This window comes from Burkholderia cepacia (genome assembly GCF_029962485.1).
In the GTDB taxonomy this organism is placed as follows: domain Bacteria; phylum Pseudomonadota; class Gammaproteobacteria; order Burkholderiales; family Burkholderiaceae; genus Burkholderia.
Genome location: NZ_CP073638.1, coordinates 3144366 through 3164443, shown reverse-complemented (window position 1 = coordinate 3164443; position 20078 = coordinate 3144366). Strand labels below are relative to the sequence as shown.

The 20078-nt window shown below is 65.8% G+C and carries 19 protein-coding genes; 4 read left to right on the top strand and 15 right to left on the bottom strand.

Translation table 11 applies throughout. From position 1 onward, the window contains the following. Positions 1–35: 35 nt before the first annotated feature. The 6 genes from KEC55_RS30670 to KEC55_RS30645 all read right to left on the bottom strand — a co-directional run bounded on the left by KEC55_RS30670 (position 36) and on the right by KEC55_RS30645 (position 6677). Entirely contained in the window at positions 36–827 is a 792-nt protein-coding gene (locus tag KEC55_RS30670; protein WP_282508796.1) for an aldolase, read from the bottom strand. A 101-nt stretch (positions 828–928) separates the two neighbouring features. Continuing rightward, complete coding sequence (locus KEC55_RS30665) at positions 929–1717, bottom strand: transporter substrate-binding domain-containing protein (protein ID WP_282508795.1); 789 nt, start codon at positions 1715–1717, stop codon at positions 929–931. A gap of 77 nt (positions 1718–1794) precedes the next feature. Next, the gene (locus KEC55_RS30660) at positions 1795–2949 is read right to left on the bottom strand and encodes a pyridoxal phosphate-dependent aminotransferase (RefSeq protein WP_282508794.1); all 1155 of its coding nucleotides are present in this window, start codon (positions 2947–2949) and stop codon (positions 1795–1797) included. 386 nt (positions 2950–3335) lie between these two features. Next, positions 3336–4733 (bottom strand): S8 family peptidase, encoded by a 1398-nt coding sequence (locus KEC55_RS30655; RefSeq protein ID WP_282508793.1) that lies wholly within the window; start codon positions 4731–4733, stop codon positions 3336–3338. A 998-nt stretch (positions 4734–5731) separates the two neighbouring features. Continuing rightward, the gene (locus tag KEC55_RS30650) at positions 5732–6187 is read right to left on the bottom strand and encodes a hypothetical protein (RefSeq protein WP_282508792.1); all 456 of its coding nucleotides are present in this window, start codon (positions 6185–6187) and stop codon (positions 5732–5734) included. Between the two features lie 55 nt (positions 6188–6242). Next, a complete protein-coding gene (locus tag KEC55_RS30645) occupies positions 6243–6677 on the bottom strand; it encodes a hypothetical protein (protein WP_282508791.1) in 435 nt (144 codons plus the stop codon). A gap of 245 nt (positions 6678–6922) precedes the next feature. On the opposite strand from KEC55_RS30645, the gene KEC55_RS30640 reads away from it, so the two are divergent. Further along, positions 6923–7660, top strand: a complete 738-nt coding sequence (locus KEC55_RS30640) for a sulfite exporter TauE/SafE family protein (protein ID WP_282508790.1) — start codon at positions 6923–6925, stop codon at positions 7658–7660. Positions 7661–7859: 199 nt separating this feature from the next. Further along, positions 7860–8801 carry a LysR family transcriptional regulator gene (locus tag KEC55_RS30635; RefSeq protein WP_282508789.1) on the top strand — a complete coding sequence of 314 codons (942 nt, stop codon included), beginning with the start codon at positions 7860–7862 and terminating at the stop codon, positions 8799–8801. A gap of 158 nt (positions 8802–8959) precedes the next feature. Here KEC55_RS30635 and KEC55_RS30630 read toward each other — a convergent pair whose 3' ends face one another. The 3 genes from KEC55_RS30630 to KEC55_RS30620 are packed head-to-tail and all read right to left on the bottom strand — an operon-like array spanning position 8960 to position 11392. Continuing rightward, positions 8960–10150, bottom strand: a complete 1191-nt coding sequence (locus KEC55_RS30630; RefSeq protein WP_282508788.1) for an FAD-dependent oxidoreductase — start codon at positions 10148–10150, stop codon at positions 8960–8962. Beyond that, a complete protein-coding gene (locus KEC55_RS30625; RefSeq protein WP_059239601.1) occupies positions 10147–10317 on the bottom strand; it encodes a rubredoxin in 171 nt (56 codons plus the stop codon). The genes KEC55_RS30630 and KEC55_RS30625 overlap by 4 nt, the downstream gene beginning before the upstream one ends. Positions 10318–10336: 19 nt before the next feature. Further along, entirely contained in the window at positions 10337–11392 is a 1056-nt protein-coding gene (locus KEC55_RS30620) for an aromatic ring-hydroxylating oxygenase subunit alpha (protein ID WP_282508787.1), read from the bottom strand. Between the two features lie 411 nt (positions 11393–11803). On the opposite strand from KEC55_RS30620, the gene KEC55_RS30615 reads away from it, so the two are divergent. After that, positions 11804–13183: an amino acid permease gene (locus KEC55_RS30615; RefSeq protein ID WP_348995696.1), complete on the top strand. Its 1380-nt coding sequence runs from the start codon at positions 11804–11806 to the stop codon at positions 13181–13183. Between the two features lie 28 nt (positions 13184–13211). Here KEC55_RS30615 and KEC55_RS30610 read toward each other — a convergent pair whose 3' ends face one another. The 6 genes from KEC55_RS30610 to ftrA form a co-directional block, all read right to left on the bottom strand. After that, positions 13212–13790 carry an NnrU family protein gene (locus KEC55_RS30610; protein WP_282508785.1) on the bottom strand — a complete coding sequence of 193 codons (579 nt, stop codon included), beginning with the start codon at positions 13788–13790 and terminating at the stop codon, positions 13212–13214. A 269-nt stretch (positions 13791–14059) separates the two neighbouring features. Further along, positions 14060–14647: a TfoX/Sxy family protein gene (locus KEC55_RS30605; protein WP_282508784.1), complete on the bottom strand. Its 588-nt coding sequence runs from the start codon at positions 14645–14647 to the stop codon at positions 14060–14062. After that, positions 14644–15753: a malate/lactate/ureidoglycolate dehydrogenase gene (locus KEC55_RS30600; RefSeq protein ID WP_282508783.1), complete on the bottom strand. Its 1110-nt coding sequence runs from the start codon at positions 15751–15753 to the stop codon at positions 14644–14646. The genes KEC55_RS30605 and KEC55_RS30600 overlap by 4 nt, the downstream gene beginning before the upstream one ends. 60 nt (positions 15754–15813) lie before the next feature. After that, positions 15814–17268: a M20 family metallopeptidase gene (locus tag KEC55_RS30595; RefSeq protein WP_282508782.1), complete on the bottom strand. Its 1455-nt coding sequence runs from the start codon at positions 17266–17268 to the stop codon at positions 15814–15816. Between the two features lie 79 nt (positions 17269–17347). Then, on the bottom strand, positions 17348–18418 hold the full coding sequence (locus KEC55_RS30590; protein ID WP_282508781.1) for an NAD(P)H-dependent flavin oxidoreductase: 1071 nt from the start codon (positions 18416–18418) through the stop codon (positions 17348–17350). A gap of 91 nt (positions 18419–18509) precedes the next feature. After that, the gene (gene ftrA / locus KEC55_RS30585; protein WP_282508780.1) at positions 18510–19472 is read right to left on the bottom strand and encodes a transcriptional regulator FtrA; all 963 of its coding nucleotides are present in this window, start codon (positions 19470–19472) and stop codon (positions 18510–18512) included. Positions 19473–19586: 114 nt separating this feature from the next. On the opposite strand from ftrA, the gene KEC55_RS30580 reads away from it, so the two are divergent. Then, the gene (locus KEC55_RS30580; protein WP_282508779.1) at positions 19587–20006 is read left to right on the top strand and encodes a rhodanese-like domain-containing protein; all 420 of its coding nucleotides are present in this window, start codon (positions 19587–19589) and stop codon (positions 20004–20006) included. The last annotated feature ends 72 nt before the right edge of the window (positions 20007–20078 follow it).

Here is a 20078-nt window from a genome sequence, read left to right as displayed (position 1 = left end):
CAACTAAATCCGGAGCGGAACTTTATTTACCTCGGTTATTTATCGACAGAAATCGAACTGTATTTCCGCGCCCAATAATCAAATGTTTGCTCAACAATCACACGCTTCATCAAAAATGCCCCTGCCTCTCGCGCCTTATCAGGATCAACAGCGCAAATTGCACCCGACGCAAGAGCCGAAAGCTGCATTGCTGCTGCGCGCTCGAAGAAAAATGCCAGGTAGGTTGCCTCTTCAATGCTCGCACCAACAGTGAGTAGCCCATGATTGGCCAGTAGAATGCTCTTTTTGTCTCCGAGCGCCTGCGAGATAATGACCCCCTCGTCATCGCTAATCGGCAATCCAGGCCAGTCCGATAGATAGGCACATTGATCCTGGAACATCGTCATATCCATATGAGCAATTGTCAGAGGTTGCCCTATCATTGCTAGCGCGGAGGTCGCCGGTGCGTGGGTGTGTACGATTGCACAAACATCCGGTCGCGCATCATAAATCCACAAATGGAAACGCACCGCCTCATTCGCCATTCCATTCCCTTCAATTACATGAAGGTCATCGTCAATCACGATTAAATTTGATGTCGCGGCTTCGTCAAATCCAAGGCTAACAGGGAGCGTCAAGAATTGTTGATTGTCAATTCGGGCTGTTATCTGCCCCGCCAGCCCAGGACTATGACCTTCAGCGGCCAGTATGTGCGCCGCCGCAGAAAATTTTTCGCGAATCGTCCACTCTGAATTGCGACGAATCTCCTTGTCAAATTCTTTGTTTACACGCTCCAGAATAGAATCCTTGCTATTGAATTTTCTATTCTGAGATTTACTCGTATCCATAAATTTAATAATCCAGATTAAATATGAATTGACTTATGTGGCGATCGCAGCACCGCGGACCGCCTTGATTGTCGCAACCCCGCTTCCCGCAGGAAATATCCCTATTTAATTACGACCCCTCCAGCGGGAAAATATTTCTTAGCCAGCAGATCCAGGGTCCCGTTATTTTTTATATTTTTTATTGCCTCATTCAAACGAAGCTTCAGAACCTCATCGCCCTTTCTAATTCCAAATGCGACGCCAGGCCCCATAATGCTATCGTCGACGATCGCCCCACCAGAGAAACCAAATCCACGGCCTTCCGCCCTCGATAGAAAACCCTTCTGAACAGTGATTTCCTCAGCAAAAGTGGCATCCAACCTGCCGGTGATGAGGTCTGCGTAAATCTGATTTTGATCTTGATACGGAACGACCCGAGTTCCGAATGGTTCCCAACGGGTTCGGGCGTAATTTTCGTGAATGGATCCCTGCAATACGCCTATCTGCTTGCCCTTTAGCGATTGAATCGTAGGCACCAACCCACTGTTCGAACGAGCAACCAAGCGGGATGGCGTCTGATAAATGATCGTTGTGAAATCGATCGCTTCAACGCGCTTTGCTGTTACATGCATCGCCGAGTTGATCGCGTCGAATTTGCGGCCCTTCAGCGCGGGAATCAGTCCGTCGAACGACGTCTCGACCCATTTGCACGACAGCTTCGCCGTCTGGCAGACGGCATTGCCGATGTCGATGTCGAAGCCCTGCAGGTCGCCGTTCGGCGCTTTCGATTCGAACGGCGGGTATTGCGCTTCGAGGCCGAAACGCAGCGTCTGTGCGTCGGCGAGCGCCGCGCCGGAGCCGATTGCGCATGCGAGTGCAAACGCGAGTTTCAGGGTAGCCGTGTGCTTCATCGTGATCTCCTGTGATTGGTCGATGCGACGCGCCCGTCGCCGGATGCCCGTCGCCCCGGGTGCCCGTCGCCGGTTTCTTACAGCGAACGCAGCCGCCGCGCGCCTTCGACCAGCGTCGCGTCGTCCTTCGAAAAACTGAGCCGGATCACGCCGGCATCGGTGCCGTCGGTATAGAACGCCGACAGCGGAATCGTCGCGACGCGCGCGTCGCGGATCAGGCGCAGCACGAAATCGCTGTCACTTTCGTTCGAGAAGTGCCGGAAGCGCGCGAGCATGAAGAACGAGCCTTCGCTCGGCAGCAACTCGAAACGCGAATCGGCCAGCTCGCGCGCGAGCAGGTCGCGCTTGGCCTGGTAGAACGCCGACAGGCCGAGATAGCTGTCCGGCCGCGCGAGGATCTCCGCGAACGCGATCTGCATCGGCGTATCGGCCGAAAACACCATGAACTGGTGCACCTTGCGGATCTCGTCCATCAGTTCGGCCGGCGCGAGGCAATAGCCGACCCGCCAGCCCGTCACGTGGAACGACTTGCCGAACGACGACACGATCACGCTGCGCTCGGCCAGCTCGCGATGGCGCGCGACGCTCTGGTGCTGCGCGCCGTCGAACACGACGTGCTCGTAGACTTCGTCGGACAGCACGACGATGCCCGTGTCGCGCGTGAGCTGCGCGAGCCGCTCGAGATCGTCGGCCGAGAACACGGTCGCGGTCGGGTTGTGCGGCGAGTTGACGATGATCATCCGTGTGCGCGGCGTGATGGCGGCCGCCACTTCATCCCAGTTCACGCGGAAATGCTCGGGCGACAGCTTGATCGCCACCGGCGTCGCGCCCTGCAACCGCACGATCGGCGCATAGCTGTCGAACGACGGCTCGAAGTAGATCACCTCGTCGCCCGGATGCACGAGTGCGCTGATCGCCGCGTACAGCCCTTCGCTCGCGCTCGCGATCACCGTGATCTCGGTGGCCGGGTCGTAGCGCGTGCCGTACAGCGCTTCCGTCTTCTCGGCGAGCCGTTCGCGCAGCGCCATCACGCCGGCCATCGGCGCGTACTGGTTGTGGCCGTCGCGCATCGCGCGCGCGACGCCTTCGACGAGCGCCGGATCGGGCGCGAAATTCGGCGCGCCCTGCGACAGGTTCAACGCATCGTGCTGAGCGGCCAGCTGGCCAATCACCGTGAAGATCGTCGTTCCGACGTCGGGCAATTTCGAACGGGGCGCGGTGGCGCTTCGCATGACTCCTCCTTTTATTGTCTTTCGGACTGGCTCGCGCGACATGCGCGGCCCAGCATCTGCCGCATGATTTAGCCCGAGCCAATTCTTGCGAACAATCGAATTTTCTTCATGGTCGGTATGTCTTTAAGTCATGGCACATGTTTCGTCTTACTAATAAAAAAACAACCGTAGAGAACGGATAAGTTCAAAACTCAGCACATAACATGCATCGACGAAATAATTAATTTACGCGCACACCAACTGCCACCGCGCTATATAAAAAGTAAACCCGCATCGGGCGCACGACACGTCACGCCTATGCAAATCGGAATCCCGTGGCCGGGCGAGCAGGTTGGCGACATCGCACGGTTCGGATGCACCACGCGACGCCGGTACGATGGAACGGCTTATGAAGGGCTACCCGTTCGTGTGCGCGCCGCCGCGTTGACAGCCGCCCGGGCGTCAACGATGCCTCGTCCGGAAGGAATGACGCGGCACGAGCGCGTCGTCTGCGCGATTGCGGAGAAGCGGGCCGTGTTCTTCAGAATGTCCGCTATGTCGCGCGGCGACAGACGCGGGTTGGCTGACAGCATGAGCGACACCACGCCGGACACCTGCGGGGCCGCGAAACTGGTGCCGCGTGCGACGCCGTAACTGGCAGTGCCCGGCGCACGGGTACCGTCATTGGTCAGCGAAAGAATCCCCGCTCCCGGCGCGCTGAGTGTCACGCGCGCATGCGTATTGCTGTCGAACGCGCGCCGGCCGGTTTCGTCGCTCGCGCCGACCGAAATCACGCCACGGCAGTTGGCCGGCATGTCGATCGCATTGCTTCCGTGGTTACCTGCGGCCGCGACGACGGTCACGCCTTTCGCGGTCAGATCGTCGACCGCATCCTGGAACGCACGGCTGCACTTTCCGATCGACCCGAGGCTGAGATTCACGATCCGCGCGGGATGCGGATTCGCGGGCGCGCCGGCGACAGGTATGCCCGCGGACCAGCGCATGCCGTCGACCACGTCGCTGGTCGATCCGCCGCCCTTGCCGAGCACGCGAACCGGAAGGATCCCGCCGTACCAGCTGACTCCTGCCATGCCGATCCCGTTGTTTGCGACCGCGCCGATGATGCCCGCGACGCGGGTCCCGTGCCAGCTGCTGTTTTGCACGGGCATTCCGTGGAACGGCCCGCCGGCCGTCGTTTCTTCCGCGGTCAACCAGTCGCCCGGGTCGCCGGCATCCGGCCCGCGCGGTACGCCGTTGGCTGAGAGCGCGCTACTGACGAAGCTGTATCCGGGCAGCAGGTTCGCCGCCAGGTCTGGATGGGGCGTGACGCCCGAGTCGAGCACCGCGGTGACAATGTCCCTGCTGCCTTGCGTCACGTCCCACGCACCGTGCATGCGGATGGCAACGTCGCTGTCGTGCAGGTACCAGGTGTCGCCGAATCGAGGGTCGAGCGGTTGCGCACTGGCGCGCACCTGGACATCCGGTTCAGCATAATCGACTTCAGGCTCGCGCATGAGCTCGGCGGCCAGGGGGGCCACGGATTGTTCCGTGCCAGTGGTGAACAGGACTGCACTGCCACCGGACATCAATCGCTTGATGCCGATCCGCACCGGGAGCCCGCGCGATGCGTTCGCGTCAGCGCGTGAATTGATTCGATCGACGACACGCGTCAGCACGTCGACGTCGATCGACGTGTTGCGCAGCCCGCGGTCATGCCCGGAAGCACTGACGGACGCATGCGAGCGCATCTTCACAACCAGCTGATTATTGGACGCGATCAGCTCCGGCCCTTCTGCCGCCACCATTGACGTGTCGTCGGCGTAGCACTGTCGGTACCACGTGTCGTCGGCGACATGCTCGCCGGAGCCGCCTTCGGGCGGGGCGGGCTCCTGGACCGCTGGAGTTTCGGTTGCTACGGTCGAGTCGCCGCCGTCCCCACCACCACCCCCGCATGCGACCAACAACGCCGGGAGTAGCCCGACGGTCATTCCTTTCAACGTTCGAGATCGCATCAGATTTACAATTAAGGTGTCCATATTATTTAATTCACGGTTGATATGTTGAATGGTCGGTCTCGTGGCGAACCTCGCCCGAGACGGCGGTGTTGTCGTGGAGGTGCACCGACGCATGCGGCAAAACCGCGGCGCTGCATTCGGTATTCCGGCGTCTGCACATCGTCGATGGGATCGAGCGCTTCTCGAGCCATGAGTGGCGCCGCACCATCGGTACGGTCACGATCGTGTGTGCCGGCGGGGCGCGGGGCCAAGCCGAAGCCGGACGGCAGCGTTCCGAGCGGGCTTGCCGTGACCAGCAATCAAAAGTGTGAGTGGTGACTCGACATCCCGCCGAGTGGAACCGCAAACGGCCTGGCCCTGTTCGACTTTCAGTTACGCGGCGAAAGATACAACTGCGAGCAAGCCTGCCCAGTTGGCGCGGATGCCACCCGCGTTGCAACGATCGCGGTATATCGCACGGCGTGGAAATCGACGGACATTTGCTCGGCCGCACGAGCAACTCCGCCGAGTACCGCTCCGGAGCGGTACTCGGCGCTTTCAGCGAGCGAGGGTAGTTCCGTGGTCGCTACACCACTTGGCGAGACATCTGTCGTCTTCGAAATACAGCAGACGGCAGTATGCGCGAGCCGGCCTGCCGACGGTATAGGACAAGTCTTAAATCTAAAAATGAATTCAAGACAACCCATGTGCGGCCGCGTGTAGCACCCGGCTTCTTCCGTTCGGTCTAACGCGTGAGCAGCAAGGAAACGGATCTCACATCCGCGTCTCTGAGCGCCTGACTGGCGCGACTATTTGTACGAAGATACGGCGCCGCCGCCGCGCGCGCAGCGAAGATGATGAGCGACGGGCGATGCGCCGGCCGCCCAATTCAGAGCGAACCCCCAATCGGCGCAGGGATCAGGCCGGATGATGTCCAGGCCTTTCGTCGATTGGCCGCAGAACGGGCAGTTGTCGTTCTTGACGAAACGCTGACCATCGCCAATCCACCACTCTGAGTCCGAGCCGCCGTGACTCTCCATGTGCGCCTTGACCAACGCACCTGCGTTCTCGTGCATCTGTTTGAACGAGCGCTTGAGGACGGCTTCGAAATCGTTGAACTCGACCTGGGGCAGGGTCAGCAGCTTCGGCGCAGCGCGCTGACCGAGCGTGGTCACCGAATTCGCGTTTGCGATTCGCAGCGCAACGGAGGCGGAAAGACGGATCGACCGCCGGACCACCGCCAGCACCGCCAGCACCGCCAGCACCGCTCATACTCGGCTGGTTACCCGGCGCCATCGGCACGCACCGGGAAACCGACGCTCAGTCGTTGTGCTTGTTGCGCTTCTTCTTGTGCTTGTTGCCGTGATAGTGATCGTTGGAACGGGAGTTGTTGCGCGACACGTGGCCGCCCAGCGCCGCGCCCGCGCCGCCACCCACGGCTGCGCCGACGAGGCCGCCGGCCGTACCGCCCATCGCATTGCCCGCTGCGGCGCCCGCGCCGCCGCCCAGTGCGCCGCCGACAACGGCACCCGTGCGCTCGCGCTTGTTCGACGTGACCGCACCGCCTGCGCCGCCGCCTACCGCACCGCCGATGACCGTGCCCGTGCTGCCGCCGATCGCATTGCCGACCGCCGCACCCGCGACGCCGCCCAATGCACCGCCCAGTGCGTTATTCGTGTCGCCTGCCACGGCAGGCAACGACACCACCGCCGTTGCGCCGGCCATCACCACCATCACACCCAGTTTCTTCAGCATCTGTCTGCCCTTCCTATTTTCGAGATATCGACGGGGAATTTAGCACCATTCCGTTAAGCCTATCGTAATGAAGCGTTAAATCGGGGCGTTTTCCCGGGCGACCGTCACGCGCACCGCTTCCCCCCGCGCCGGGCCGCTCTTGCACCACGGTTCAGCGCAGAACGCGATCCTGCATTACCATCGGGCGTCCACCGCGCCTGCCCGCATCCGGCACGCGAGCCCGCCACCTCTCTCGTTGCGCACCGATGCTCGCTCTCGTCATCCTCGCCGGTCTCTGGGCCGGACTGCAGAACACCCTCGCCGGCGGCGGCTCGTTCGTCACGTTGCCCGCGCTGATCGTGTCGGGCATGTCGCCGCTCGCGGCGAACATCACGTCGACGGTCGCGCTGTTTCCCGCGCAGGTCACGACCGGCTGGGCGAGCCGGAAAATGGTGCGCGGCGCGGGCAAGCTGTCGTTTCGCGCGCTGTTCGTCATCAGCGTGATCGGCGGTGCGCTCGGCGGGTTGCTGTTGCTGAAAACACCTTCGTCGATCTTCTCGCGCCTCGTACCGTGGCTCGTGCTGTTCGCGACGATCGTGTTCGCATGGGGCAGCTTCTTCCGCAAGCAGCGCGAAGGCGCGGCGCATCTCGGCACCGTCCCCGCCGCGATCTCGCAGTTCATGATCGCGATCTACGGAGGCTACTTCGGCGGCGGGCTCGGCTTCCTGATGATGGCCGTGCTGACGATGGCCGGTTTGTCGCCGCGTCACGCGATGTCGACGAAGAACGCACTCGCGGGCGTGATGAACGCATCGGCCGTCGTGCTGTTCCTGACGTCGCCGCACCTGCACTGGCGCTCGGCGCTTGCACTCGGCGGCGGCGCGATCGTCGGCGGGCTGCTCGGCACGTGGGCGCTGCATCGCGTGAACGAACGCATCCTTCGCATCGGGATCGTCTGCATCGGTGTCGTGCTGACCATCGGGTTGTTCGTCAAGCCGATCTGACGCGCAAACGCGCCGGCGCCGGCCCCGGCGCACCGGCAACCGCTCCGCTGCCATGGCGTCGCGAACATAGACGCGATATCCGATCCGTTATGAGGTCCGCCGCGCAAGGGCCGCCAGGGCCGCCTCGGCGATTCGCTCGATTGACGGTCGAAATATCGCTACATATACATCGGTGAACGATATCCCCACGGCAGCCGGCATGTCCCGATACGTCATCGACGCACATCTCCTGAAGATTCTTCATACGCTCATCACCGAATCGAGCGTCTCGCGAACCGCTGTCCTGCTCGGGCAATCGCAACCGACCATCAGCGTCGCATTGCGACGGCTGCGCGCGATCACCGGTGACCCGCTGCTGGTGCGCAGCGGCAGCCGGATGGTGCCGACCAGTCATGCGCTGACGCTCGTCGAGCCGCTCGACCAGGCGCTCGCCGGCATCGCGGCCGTGCTGAATCCCGCGAGCACGTTCGATCCTGCCACGACACACCGCACGTTCCGCATTGGCTCCCCCGACTATCTCGACGTGTTCTTCCTGCCCGCGATCGTCGATGCGTTCAAGCACGAGGCGCCGGGCGCGCGCATCGAGTTCCAGCACCTGATGACCGTCGATGGCGGATACGAACACGCGCTCGAAAGCGGCACGCTCGACCTGGCGGTCGGCAACTGGAGCACGCCACCGCAGCAGCTGCATCTGCAGCCGCTGTGCCGCGACGATCTCGTGTGCGTATTGCGAGACGATCACCCGATCGGGTGCGGCCGCCTCACCGCGGACGTCTACCGTGAAGCCGACCACCTCGGCGTGACCACCCACCATGCGACCGGGCTCGGCACCATCGACCGCGAACTCGCGCGCGGCGGCCTGTCGAGAAACGTCACGACGACAATGCCCTATTTCGGCATGGCGCCCTATGTGCTGATGCGCTCGAACCTGCTGTTCACGACGACGCGCACGCTCGCGATGCACTTCTGCAGCCTGCTGCCGCTGCGCATCGAACCGATTCCGTGCGCGCCGCAGGCGTTGACCTACTACCAGCTCTGGCACGACCGCACGCATCGTAGCGCCGCCGCCGTCTGGTTGCGGCGCCTCGTGTCCGGCGTCGCGAAAAAGCTGGTGCCCGAAAGCGCACGCCATCCGCATTGAAAGACAAAAACGCCGCGAGCAAGCGCTCGCGGCGAAGAACGAACGGATCCGCGCAACATCGTGCGGGCCGCGTCCGCGACAGGGGTCGGTCAGCGAGGGGCTGCCTGTCGAAGGCGCACCTGGAGAAGCGCCCTGTCAGGATCGGCGCGACGCGCGGGCTAATTCGCCGCGTCGCCGGCCATCGTCTTCAGCAGCGCGGCTTTTTCCGCCGTTGCCGCCGCGAGCAGCGCGAAGCCCGTGAGACGCCCGGAGTCGGGATCCGTGCAGCGTGCCCGTGTCGCGTGCGGCACATCGCCAATCCCGACCTCCGTGGTCCAGCGTCCGCCGCCATCCGCTGCGACGACCACCGCAGGAATTGCCGGCGTCTTGACGACGATCGGCATCACCGGAAATGCGACGCGGGTCGGCGTGCCGTGCAGGCATTGCGCGAGCGCACGGGCCGCGTGCATGATCGGCAGCACATAGGGCCGGACACGCCCGTCGATCGCGGCACAGTCGCCGAGCGCGAAAATGTCCGGTGCGCTGGTACGGCACCACGCGTCGGTCACGATCCCGTCCGCGACGTCGAGCCCCGCATCCTGCGCCAGCGCGATCCTCGGCGCGAGTCCAATCGCCGATATCACGAGGTCGGCCTCGACGTGCCCGCCGTCCGTCAGCGCGAGCCGGTAGCCGCGCGCCAGACGGGCAATCGACTGCACGCCCGTGCCGAGCCGCAGGTGCACGCCCGCGTCGCGCAGCGCCTGTCCGAACACGCGCCCGGCCTCTGCCGGCAGCAGACGCGACAGCGGCGTGTCGGCGGGGTCGATCACGGTGACCGTCAGCCCCGCCGCGATCATGTCGTTCGCGAACTCGCAACCGATGAGCCCCGCGCCGAGCATCGCGACCGAGCGGCAGTCGCGCAGGCCGCCGTGAAAACGTGCGTAGTCGGCCAGGTCGTTGATCGACAGGACATCGGCCACGCCGTCGCCTTCGCAACGCACACGCCGCGCGTCCGCACCGGTCGCCAGAACGAGCGCGCGATAACGCTGCACACCGCCGTCGTCGAGCACGATCTCGTGCTTCGCCGAATCGATCCGCGTCACCGCGCAGTGCGTCCGGATGGTGGCGCGCAACTGGTCCGCCATCGCCTGCGCGTCGGACATCGCCAGCTGCTCGGGTGTCTTGCGCTGCGCGAGCGCGTTCGACAGCGCCGGCTTCGAATAGAAACTGCCGTCGTCGCGACTGATCATCACCAGCGCCGTGTCGCCGTCGAGCTTGCGCCACTCGCGCGCGACCGTATAGCCAGCGAGGCCCGTGCCGACGATCACGACCGGATCGCCCCCGTTCACCGAGGTTGCGTTTGCATTCATGCCGGCACCACCTGCATGTCGAAATCGTGCTTGCCGGTTGCGCAGTCCGGGCACATCCAGTCGTCCGGCACGTCTTCCCAGCGTGTGCCGGGCGCGATCCCGTGCTGCGGCAGGCCTTCGGCCTCGTCGTATCGAAACCCGCAGATCACGCATTCCCAGATCTTCATCGTCTCTCCCGTGCGCGGCTCAGCGCGCATAAGCCTGGCCAAGCCCGATCTCGCCGAGCGCGCGCCGATACGCGCCCGACGAACGATCGGCGAGGATCGGCGCTTCGTGTGCGCGATCGATCGGCAGATCTTCCGGGCACTGCTGCTCGACGATCTCGCGATCCTCCTCGAAGACCTGGCGATTGAACGCATAGACGTCATCGAGCGGCAGATCGTGATCGAAGTTGCGCGCGATCGGCACGAACAGGCGCGTGAGGCGCGCCGAAACGGGGCTGGCCGCGTTCAGGATCGCAAGCCGGCCGCCTTCCGGAAAATGCACGGTGAGGCGCGCGAAAAACGGCACGTCGACCTCGAATACGCGTCGCCACAGAAAACCCTCGGGCGCACGATGCTGCATCGACTTCGGAAAATTGCTGACCGTGCTGACGTATTCCGCATGCAGACCGTTGTCGCGCCGCTCCACCGAGTACTGCGGCACGACGGGATTGCGGCGGTCGGCAAAGCTCTCGTGATGAATCCATGCGAAGTGCGCGACATCGATGAAGCCTTCGGTCTGCCGGCCGGCCGACGCGCGGATATCGATCGACGGCGGCAGGATCTGCTGGAAGCCCTCCGTGTCCCACGCGGGGAAATCCGGCAGCGGCAGTTCGCCGCCGCCCAGCGACACCCACACGAGCCCGTATGCCTGCTGCGCCGCATAGGTCGTCAGGCACAGGCGCTCCGGAATCGGGCCGTCGGGCTGCGACGGAATGCGCACGCATTGGCCGTCTGCCGCGTATTCGAGGCCGTGATACGGGCACACGAGCCGGTCGTCGACCACCCAGCCGCGGCTCAGCGGCGCGCCGCGGTGCGGACACACGTCGCGCGCGGCGACGATCGCGCCGCCGGAGCGAAACAGCACGACGCGCTCGTCGAGCAGCGTCACGGCGAGCGGACGGTCGGTCACGTCGCTCGCGAATGCGACCGGATGCCAGTAGCGGCTCAGGATTTCCCAATCGCGCACGTCGAACGTGCAATGGCGGGGTGGAACCGGCGCGCGTGACCGCGTCAGCGGCACGACCTGGGTAGGCGTCATTCGTGTCTCCATGGAAGCGTTGTCGTCGACGCGGCCACCGTCGAACCTGCCGACGTCACCGCGTGGAAACAACGATATAGAGAGACCGCCGCCGCGCCCATCGCCGCGCGTCCATGTAGTTCATGTCGACGCGGGCATGGACGATCCGGCAATTGATGAGCAAACCGCAAGACGTCTTTCGCATATCTCGTTTGCCGTCGCGGCGGTGTCCGCCCACAATCGGGGGCTGCCATCGTCATCGCCCTCTCGCGGGCACCGACCGGCACACCGTGGCCGTCATTCCGATTCACCGCCGGCGGCCCGGCACATCGCGTCACACACGCTCCCCCGACATCGGCGCCCCCGCGGCGGCACAACGTTGCCGCCGCACCGCGCGATGCGTTCCCGGCCAACAATAACTAGAGGTAGGAGATGCAGGACAATTCTTTGAGGCAAAGCCTCAAGCAACGGCACATCACGATGATCGCGCTTGGCGGCGTGATCGGCGCGGGCCTGTTCGTCGGCTCCGGCGCCATCATCGCGACCGCCGGCCCCGCGGCCATTCTGTCGTACCTGATCGGCGGCGTGATCGTCACGCTGGTCATGTTCATGCTCGGCGAAATGGCGTCGCGCAATCCCGACAGCGGATCGTTCTCCACGTATGCGAGCAGCTATCTCGGCGAATGGGCCGGCTTCGCGGTCGGCTGGCTGTACTGGTTCAAGTCGATGATGACGATCACCGTCGAGGCGATCCTGCTCGGCGCGATCCTCCACGATTTCCTGCCATGGCTGCCGATCTGGGGCGGTGCGCTGTTCATGCTCGTCACGCTGATCGCGAGCAACGCGTACTCGGTGCGCTCGTTCGGTGAAGCCGAATACTGGCTGTCGTTCGCGAAGGTCGCGACGATCATCGTGTTCATGGCACTCGGCGCGTCGATCCTGCTCGGCTTCCAGCCGCGCATTCCCGCACCAGGACTCGTGAACCTGACGGATCACGGCGGCTTCATGCCGAACGGCATCTCGCCCGTGCTCGCCGGCGTGATGGTCGTGATCTTCTCGCTCGGCGGTAGCGAAATCGCGGCCGTGGCCGCGGGCGAATCGGAGAACCCGAGCAAGAACGTGATCCGCGCGATCAAGAGCGTGATCGTGCGCGTGATGGTGTTCTACGTCGGCTCGGTGTCGATCCTGATCCTGTGCATGCCGTGGACCGACAAGGCCAACCTGAAATCGCCGTACGTGTCGCTGTTCAGCATGGCCGGCTTCACGGGGGCGGCCGTTGCGATGAAGATCGTGCTGTTCGTGTCGTTCATGTCGGTGATGAACTCGTTCCTGTTCTCGAACTCGCGCATGCTGTTCTCGCTCAGCCAGCGCGGTCACGCGCCGGCGATGTTCGGCCGCACCAACGCGAAGGGCGTGCCGATGAACGCGCTCGTGCTGTGCCTCGCGATCTGCGTGTCGATCCTCGGCGTACACTTCGTGAGCGGCGGCGACCTGTTCCTGATGCTCGCGAAGAGCAGCGGCGCGTTCGTGATGATCGTGTGGATCTTCATCATCGCCGCGCACTTCGCGATGCGCCGGCAGATGAAGCACGAGCAACCTGACCCGACGGCATTCCGCGCGTGGTTCTATCCGGTATCCAACTGGGTCGCGCTGCTGGCGCTCGTCGCCGTGCTCGGGTCGCAGGCATTCAACCCGGATTCGCGCTTCCAGTTCTGGTTCACGGTGTCGACGGCGCTCGCGATCGTCGCGGCGTACTTCCTGCGGCGCAGGCAACCGTCGTTCGGGCAGGCGTCCGGCGCGAAGGTGCGTTGAGCGGCGGCCAGCTACTCGGCGTGCGCGTTCAGCCGAACGGCCGCACGCCGATCAGCAGGCCATGCAGGAACAGCGCGAACACGGCCCAGACGACGAGTCCGCCCAGCACGGCGACGACGTCGCCCGACAGCCCGCCGGCCGGATAGCGGACACCGTCGCGGCGGTCGCGCGCACGCGACACGACGAAATCGACGATCGACCACACGAAGAACGCGCCGAACAGCACGACCGCATGCACGGTGCCGTTCACGAGCAGGTGCGCAACCGACCAGACCATCACGCCGGCCAGCATCGGATGTCCGACGAGCGTCTTGATCCGGTTGCGCGGCACGTACGACGCGGCGATCAGCACGAACGCGACCGCAGTCAGCATGCCCGTCAGGTGGCGCACGCCGACCGGCGACACCCACAGCAGCGTCGCGCCCGCGCGGGCGATCCCGTACCCCCAGATGATCAGCACGAAGCCGACGATCGACGCGATCGAATAACCACCCTTCCAGCCCTTCTCGCCGATCCGCTCGATCGTCGCGGAGCGCCAGCCGTCGGCGACGATCCGGATCGAGTGCACACCGAGGAAGATCGCTAAACCGAGAATCAGGACGAGCATCGACTGTCTCCGTCTGGAATGATGAGTGGGGGAACGTCCCGCGCGGCGTACGATGCGCCGTTCACGGAGCCGGCGGCGAGGCCGGCGCGGGCCGCGCCAGGCACGGGCGCAACCCGCGCCGATCATAAACGCCAAGGCTGCCGTTGTGAAGCACGCAGGATGTGCGGTGCATCAAGCCTGGCGCTTTCGCGCACCCGTCGCGCGCCGATGGGCGCGCCTGAAAGAAAGGAAAGGGAACGTCGCGAGGCGATCGCCTCGCAAGACCGGCGCTATGCCGGTTTGCGCTTGGCCGGGAGTTTCGAAGCCGGTTTCGGCGAAGGTTTCGATACCGCTATCGCTTTCGGCTTCGGCGCCGGCTTCGGCGCCGGTTTAGGCGCAGACTTCGGCGTGGCTTTCGCTGCCGCCCCGGATGCCGTCTTCGGCGCCGGTTTCACCGAACGCTTCGATGCGGATTTCGGCGCCGCCGCGGATCCCGTCGTCGACACCGGCTTGGGGGCGGACCTCGCCTTGCGCTTCGGCGGCCCCGCCAGCAGCGCCGCGCGATACGCGCTGCGGCACCAGTCGAACAGCGCGCCCGCATCCTCGAGCACGTCGGCCGGCGTTTCGTAGTAGCCCTCGAGCGCAACGGTACGCGTCGGCCTTGCATACGAGAACGGCCCCATGCCCGCCGCGACGAATGCCGGACGATTCACGTCGTCGACACGCAGGAACAGCGACCCGCGCGACATGAAGCCGAACATCACGCCATCGAGCCGCAGCGCCGCCCCGCTGAAGAACCGCGCGACCCCGACCACGCCGAGCGGAGCAAGCTGGTACGCGATCTCCTCGCCGTGCGCCTTCTCCGACTGCCAGCTCATGCAGCCGCCTCGCAGCGCTGCGTCCATGCATCGAGTTCGACGACGTCGAAACCGACAGCCGTCGCACTCTCGCGAATCTGCCGCCACGTCGCGCGGTCGACCGGAATGCCGGCGGCCCCGCGTGCGGCGCGGCTCGCGTCCTCCGGCTCGCCGGGCACCTGCACCGGCGCATCGCCGGCCTGCGGCGACGCCTTGGCCCATGCGACGAACGCATCGGCCTCGCGCTCGGCGTCGGCCGCGTCGAACGCGTTCGGGTCGATCAGCACCGACAGCATCCCGTTGACGATCGCACTCGTCTTCTGCAGCGTGTCGCCGTACGTCGTATGCCCGCCGACCAGCGCGCCGCCGAAGATCTCGCACATCGCCGCGAGCGCATACCCCTTGTGCAGCCCGAACGGCAGCAGTGCGCCGAACGGCTGCTCGTGCATCACGGCCGGATCGTCGGTAGGCTGGCCGCGATGGTCGATCAGCGACCCGGCCGGTACGCGCTTGCCCTGGTTGTAGGCAACCCGCGTCTTGCCGTACGCGATCGCGCTCGTCGCGAAATCGAGCAGCAGCGGCGGCTTGCCCGCCCGCGGGTAGGCCGCGCAGAACGGATTCGTGCCGAAGCGCGGATCGGTGCCGTGCAGCGGCGCGACCAGCAGGTCGCCCGGCACGTTGACGAAATGGAACGACACGAGCCCCGAGCGCGCGCACTGCTCGGCCCAGTGCCCGATACGGCCGAGGTGGTGGACATCGCGCAGCCCGATCGCGCAGATCCCCATGCGCCGCGCGCGCTCGATCCCTTCGACCATCGCCTCGAACGCGATCACCTGGCCGAAGCCGCGCCCGCCGTCGATCGTCAGCACCGCGCCACCGTCGCGGACGATCGACGCGTGCCCGTTCAATTGCAATTGCCCTTCCCGCCACGACGCGACGTAGTTCGGGATCATCCCGATCCCGTGCGAATCGTGGCCCGCGAGATTCGCGCCGACCAGATGATCGGCGACGAGCCGTGCCTCGCGCTCGCTGCTGCCGGCCCGTTCCCAGAGTGCCGCGACGAATGCATGCAGCGGTTCGGCGCGCATGCGCAGCGGTTCGGTATCGGGCGTCGGCAGTGCGGTCATCGGCAACACTCCATCAGGTCGGATCGGGTCGGGCAATCGGGACTTCAGGCGCAGCGACGATCAGCGCGCGGTTGCGATCACGTCGGCAACGGCCGCGGTCAGTTTCTTCGCATATGGCACGTGCAGGAACTCGTTCGGGCCGTGCGCGTTCGACTTCGGCCCGAGCACGCCGCACACCATGAACTGCGCGGACGGGAAGCCTTCCTGCAGCACGTTCATCAGCGGGATCGTGCCGCCCAGGCCCATGTATGCGCAGTCGGCGCCGAAGTGGCGGCGCGAGGCAGCGTCGAGCGACGACGCGAGCCACGGCGCGAGATCCGGTGCGCTCCAGCCCGTCGCGGCGCCCGCGTCCGGCTTGAACGTGACCTTCGCGTTGTACGGCGGATCGAGTTCGAGCAGCTCTTTCAGTTGCTGTACGGCCTGCGCGGCGTCGACGAGCGGCGGCAGCCGCAGCGACAACTTGAACGCGGTGCGCGGACGCAGCACGTTGCCGGCATCGGCGAGTGCCGGCATGCCGGCCGCGCCCGTGACCGACAGCGACGGACGCCACGTCGAATTCAGCAGTGCCTCGCGCGGATCGGTCGTGGTCGGCAGCACGGGCTTGCCGTCCGCGCCGCACGCCCATGGCAGCCCCTTCCACACCATGTCGCCGAGAATCGAGGCGGCCGCCTCGGCTTCGCGCACGCGGCTCGACGGAATCTCGCAATGGAACACGCCCGGCAGCAGGTTGCCGTTCTTCGCATCCTCGAGGCGTTCGAACAACTGGCGCATCACGCGGAAGCTCGACGGCGCGATGCCGCCGTAGACACCCGAGTGGATGCCTTCTTCCAGCACCTCGACTTGCAGGTCGCCGGACACGAGGCCGCGCAGCGACGTGGTGAGCCACATCTGGTCGTAGTTGCCGGCGCCCGAATCGAGACACACGACGAGCGACACCTGGCCGAGCCGGTCGCGCAATGCATCGACGTACGGCAGCAGGTCGTAGCTGCCCGACTCTTCGCAGGTCTCGATCAGGCCGACGCAGCGCGGCCGCTCGATGCCCTGCTCGTCGAGCGCGCCGAGCGCCGCGAGGCTCGCGTAGATCGCATAGCCGTCGTCCGCGCCGCCGCGGCCGTACAGCTTGCCGTTCTCGAACTTCGGCGTCCAGGGGCCGAGATCCGCGCGCCAGCCGTCGAATTCGGGTTGCTTGTCGAGGTGGCCGTACAGCAGGATCGTGTCGGTGCTGCCCGAGCGTGTGGCGGGCGACTCGAAGAAGATCACCGGCGTACGGCCCGGCAGGCGCACGATCTCGAGCTTCAGACCCTTCACGGGCTGTCGCTCGGCCCACTGCGCGGCGTCGGTGACGACGCGCTCGAGATAGCCGCGCTTTTCCCAGTCGGGGTCGAATGCGGGGCTCTTCGCGGGAATCGCGATGTAGTCGGTCAGGGCGTGGAGGATTTCATCGTTCCACTTGCGCTCGATGAAGGTAACGAGCTTGTCATGGTCGAGGACGGGGGTAGTGTCGACGGAAGTCATGGTGGGGGTGCCTGGATCGGGCTGACGAAAACCCAGATCATACGCCGATGCTCCCCCGCCGGCGCCCCCTCCTGGCCGTTCAGACGACCTTCGGGAACGCGTCGCTCAGCCCTGCCGCGCAGGCCAGCGCGTCGTCCCACAGGCGACGCGTCAGTGCACCGGCATCCTCTTCGCGTGCGAGCGCCGCGGCCTCGCCCGACCATAGCAGCGAGAAATCGTCGCGGCCCTGCCGCTCGAACGCGCCGCGCAGCGGATCGACCGCGGCCGTCGCGAGCGGAAACGCCGGCGCGAGCGCGCTCATCGGCCCCTGCTCGCGCATGAAGCGCGTCAGCAGCCCGCGCGCGGGGCGGCCCGTGTACAGGTTGGTCATGCGCGTGCCGTCGTCGCGTGCGGCACGCACCGCCGCGCGATGCTGGGCCGAGCGGCCGGCCTGCGGCGTCAGCAGGTAAGCGGTGCCGATCTGCACCGCGCGTGCGCCGAGCGCGAACGCGGCCGCGATGCCGCGCCCGTCGGCGATCGCACCGGCCGCGATCACCGGCGCGTGCACCGCGTCGACGATCTGCGGCAGCAACGCGAACAGGCCCGGTTGCGCATGGATGTCGTCGGTCAGGAACATCCCGCGATGGCCGCCGGCCTCCGCACCCTGCGCGACGATCGCGTCGACGCCACGCGCATCGAGCCAGCGCGCTTCCTCGACGGTCGTCGCGGACGAAACAACCAACGCGCCCGTGCATCGCACACGCTCGAGCAACGTATCGTCCGGCAACCCGAAATGAAAACTCACGACAGCCGGCCGCAACTCCTCGACAACCGCGCACATCGCGTCGTCGAACGGCGCGCGGCCGGGGCCGCCCTTCACGCCGGCCGGATCGAGCCCGGCTTCCGCGTAGTAGCCGGCGAGTGCCGCGCGCCAGCGCGCATCGACCTCGGCGTCGGGCGCGGGCGGCGTGTGGCAGAAGAAGTTCACGTTGAACGGTGCGGACGTGCGCGCGCGGATCGCCGCGATCTCGTCGCGCAACTGCTGCGGGCCGAGCGCAGCGCACGCGAGCGAGCCGAGGCCGCCGGCTTCGCACACGGCGATCGCGAGCGGGCTCAGCGAGCCCACCATCGGGGCCTGGATCAGCGGCAAACGGGAAGGCAGTGTCGTCATCGGAATCCTTGTCCGGAATGCGTGGCCATCGCCACGTTGGTCGTTCTTGTTCTTGTCGTCGTCGCGCACGAACCGCTCCGTCCGGCGCGCGCTAGCTTCCGCCGCGATCCATCCCGCGCCGGTACGCGGCCGGGCTGGTCGCCGCGATACGCCGGAAATGGCGGCGCAACGATTCCTCCGAGCCGAACCCCGCGCGCGCCGCGACCTGCGCGAGCGACAACGCGGGCTGCGCCTCGAGCATGTCCTTCGCGACGTTCACGCGCTCGCGGATCAGCCACGTGAGCGGCGACATCCCCGTCGCATCCGCGAACTGACGCTGCAGCGTGCGCGTGCTCATCGCGGCCTGCGCGGCGAGCGACGCCAGCGTGTGCGGCTCGGCTGCATGGGCGCGCATCCAGTCGATCAGCTTCGCAAGCCGGTCGGTGCCGCCCGGCGCGACCGGGCGCGGCACGAACTGCGCCTGCCCGCCATCGCGGTGCGGCGGCAGCACGAGGCGCTGGGCGACACGGTTCGCGATCGCGCCGCCGTGATCGCGGCGCACCAGATGCAGCAGCATGTCGAGCCCCGCCGCCGAACCGGCCGACGTGACGATCTGCCCTTCGTCGACGTACAGCGCATCGGGATTCACACGCAGCGCCGGATAGCGCGCCTGCAGGCGTTCCGCATAACGCCAGTGGGTCGTCACCGTGAGCCCGTCGAGCACGCCGGCCGCCGCGAGCACGAACACGCCCGAACAGATCGAGCAGAGCCGCGCGCCGCGTCGATGCGCGGCCCGCAGCTTCTTCAGCAACGGCTCGGGCGGCAGCTCGTCCGGATCGCGCCAGCCGGGAATCACGATGGTATCCGCGCGATCGAGCGTCGCGAGCCGATACGGCGCGGCGACCGTGATGCCGCCCGCCGCGCGCACGGGCCCCGGCTCGCTGGCGCATACCGCGAAGCGATACCAGTCGACGCCGAGTTCCGGGCGCTCGAGCGCGAATAGTTCGACCACGCAGCCGAATTCGAACGTGCAGAGGCGATCGTAGGCGAGCGCGACGACGAGATGATTGTGCATGGCGCGATGTTACCGGAACTTGTCGATCGCGCCACTGCCGCAAAACGGGCCGAACCGCGATACTGCCCTTCATCCCGGCGCGTTTCGCGCCCCTTCGACCCGGAGAACCTGCCCATGTCCTACGTCACCGACGTGCCCGCCGCCGACAGCCCCGCCGCCCTCGCGCATTTCGAGGCATCGCTGCGATTCGAGACCGATTGCTGGGACGTGCACGACGCGTTCGCGTCAGGCGCGCCCGACTTCGTGCTGCTCGACGTGCGCGGCCCCGACCAGTTCGCCGCCGGCCACGTGCCCGGCGCACACAACCTGCCGCGCCGCAAGATCATCGAGAGCAAGCTCGCCGGCTATCCGGCCGACACGCTGTTCGTCGTCTACTGCGCGGGCCCGCACTGCAACGGCGCCGCGCGCGCGGCGATCCGGCTGGCGCGCCTCGGCCGGCCGGTCAAGCTGATGATCGGCGGCGTGACGGGCTGGCGCGACGAAGGTTTCGCGTTGAGCAACGAAGCGCAGCCGATGGACGCCGAAGCCGGCTGATCGTCATTAAAAGCGCAACAATCAATTGCCGGCACACGAACGGAAAAAGCGCGACAATCAGCCCCATTGCAG

What these genes read in the sequence shown, in the direction of transcription:
- KEC55_RS30640 (WP_282508790.1), top strand. Translation starts at nt 6,923, where the DNA reads ATGCTCGCTCTCGTCATCCTCGCCGGTCTCTGGGCCGGACTGCAGAAC.
- KEC55_RS30645 (WP_282508791.1), bottom strand. Translation starts at nt 6,677, where the DNA reads ATGCTGAAGAAACTGGGTGTGATGGTGGTGATGGCCGGCGCAACGGCG.
- KEC55_RS30655 (WP_282508793.1), bottom strand. Translation starts at nt 4,733, where the DNA reads ATGGTGGCGGCAGAAGGGCCGGAGCTGATCGCGTCCAATAATCAGCTG.
- KEC55_RS30615 (WP_348995696.1), top strand. Translation starts at nt 11,804, where the DNA reads ATGCAGGACAATTCTTTGAGGCAAAGCCTCAAGCAACGGCACATCACG.
- KEC55_RS30620 (WP_282508787.1), bottom strand. Translation starts at nt 11,392, where the DNA reads ATGACGCCTACCCAGGTCGTGCCGCTGACGCGGTCACGCGCGCCGGTT.
- KEC55_RS30625 (WP_059239601.1), bottom strand. Translation starts at nt 10,317, where the DNA reads ATGAAGATCTGGGAATGCGTGATCTGCGGGTTTCGATACGACGAGGCC.
- ftrA (WP_282508780.1), bottom strand. Translation starts at nt 19,472, where the DNA reads ATGCACAATCATCTCGTCGTCGCGCTCGCCTACGATCGCCTCTGCACG.
- KEC55_RS30590 (WP_282508781.1), bottom strand. Translation starts at nt 18,418, where the DNA reads ATGACGACACTGCCTTCCCGTTTGCCGCTGATCCAGGCCCCGATGGTG.
- KEC55_RS30665 (WP_282508795.1), bottom strand. Translation starts at nt 1,717, where the DNA reads ATGAAGCACACGGCTACCCTGAAACTCGCGTTTGCACTCGCATGCGCA.
- KEC55_RS30660 (WP_282508794.1), bottom strand. Translation starts at nt 2,949, where the DNA reads ATGCGAAGCGCCACCGCGCCCCGTTCGAAATTGCCCGACGTCGGAACG.
- KEC55_RS30670 (WP_282508796.1), bottom strand. Translation starts at nt 827, where the DNA reads ATGGATACGAGTAAATCTCAGAATAGAAAATTCAATAGCAAGGATTCT.
- KEC55_RS30610 (WP_282508785.1), bottom strand. Translation starts at nt 13,790, where the DNA reads ATGCTCGTCCTGATTCTCGGTTTAGCGATCTTCCTCGGTGTGCACTCG.
- KEC55_RS30600 (WP_282508783.1), bottom strand. Translation starts at nt 15,753, where the DNA reads ATGACCGCACTGCCGACGCCCGATACCGAACCGCTGCGCATGCGCGCC.
- KEC55_RS30595 (WP_282508782.1), bottom strand. Translation starts at nt 17,268, where the DNA reads ATGACTTCCGTCGACACTACCCCCGTCCTCGACCATGACAAGCTCGTT.
- KEC55_RS30635 (WP_282508789.1), top strand. Translation starts at nt 7,860, where the DNA reads ATGTCCCGATACGTCATCGACGCACATCTCCTGAAGATTCTTCATACG.
- KEC55_RS30605 (WP_282508784.1), bottom strand. Translation starts at nt 14,647, where the DNA reads ATGAGCTGGCAGTCGGAGAAGGCGCACGGCGAGGAGATCGCGTACCAG.
- KEC55_RS30630 (WP_282508788.1), bottom strand. Translation starts at nt 10,150, where the DNA reads ATGAATGCAAACGCAACCTCGGTGAACGGGGGCGATCCGGTCGTGATC.
- KEC55_RS30580 (WP_282508779.1), top strand. Translation starts at nt 19,587, where the DNA reads ATGTCCTACGTCACCGACGTGCCCGCCGCCGACAGCCCCGCCGCCCTC.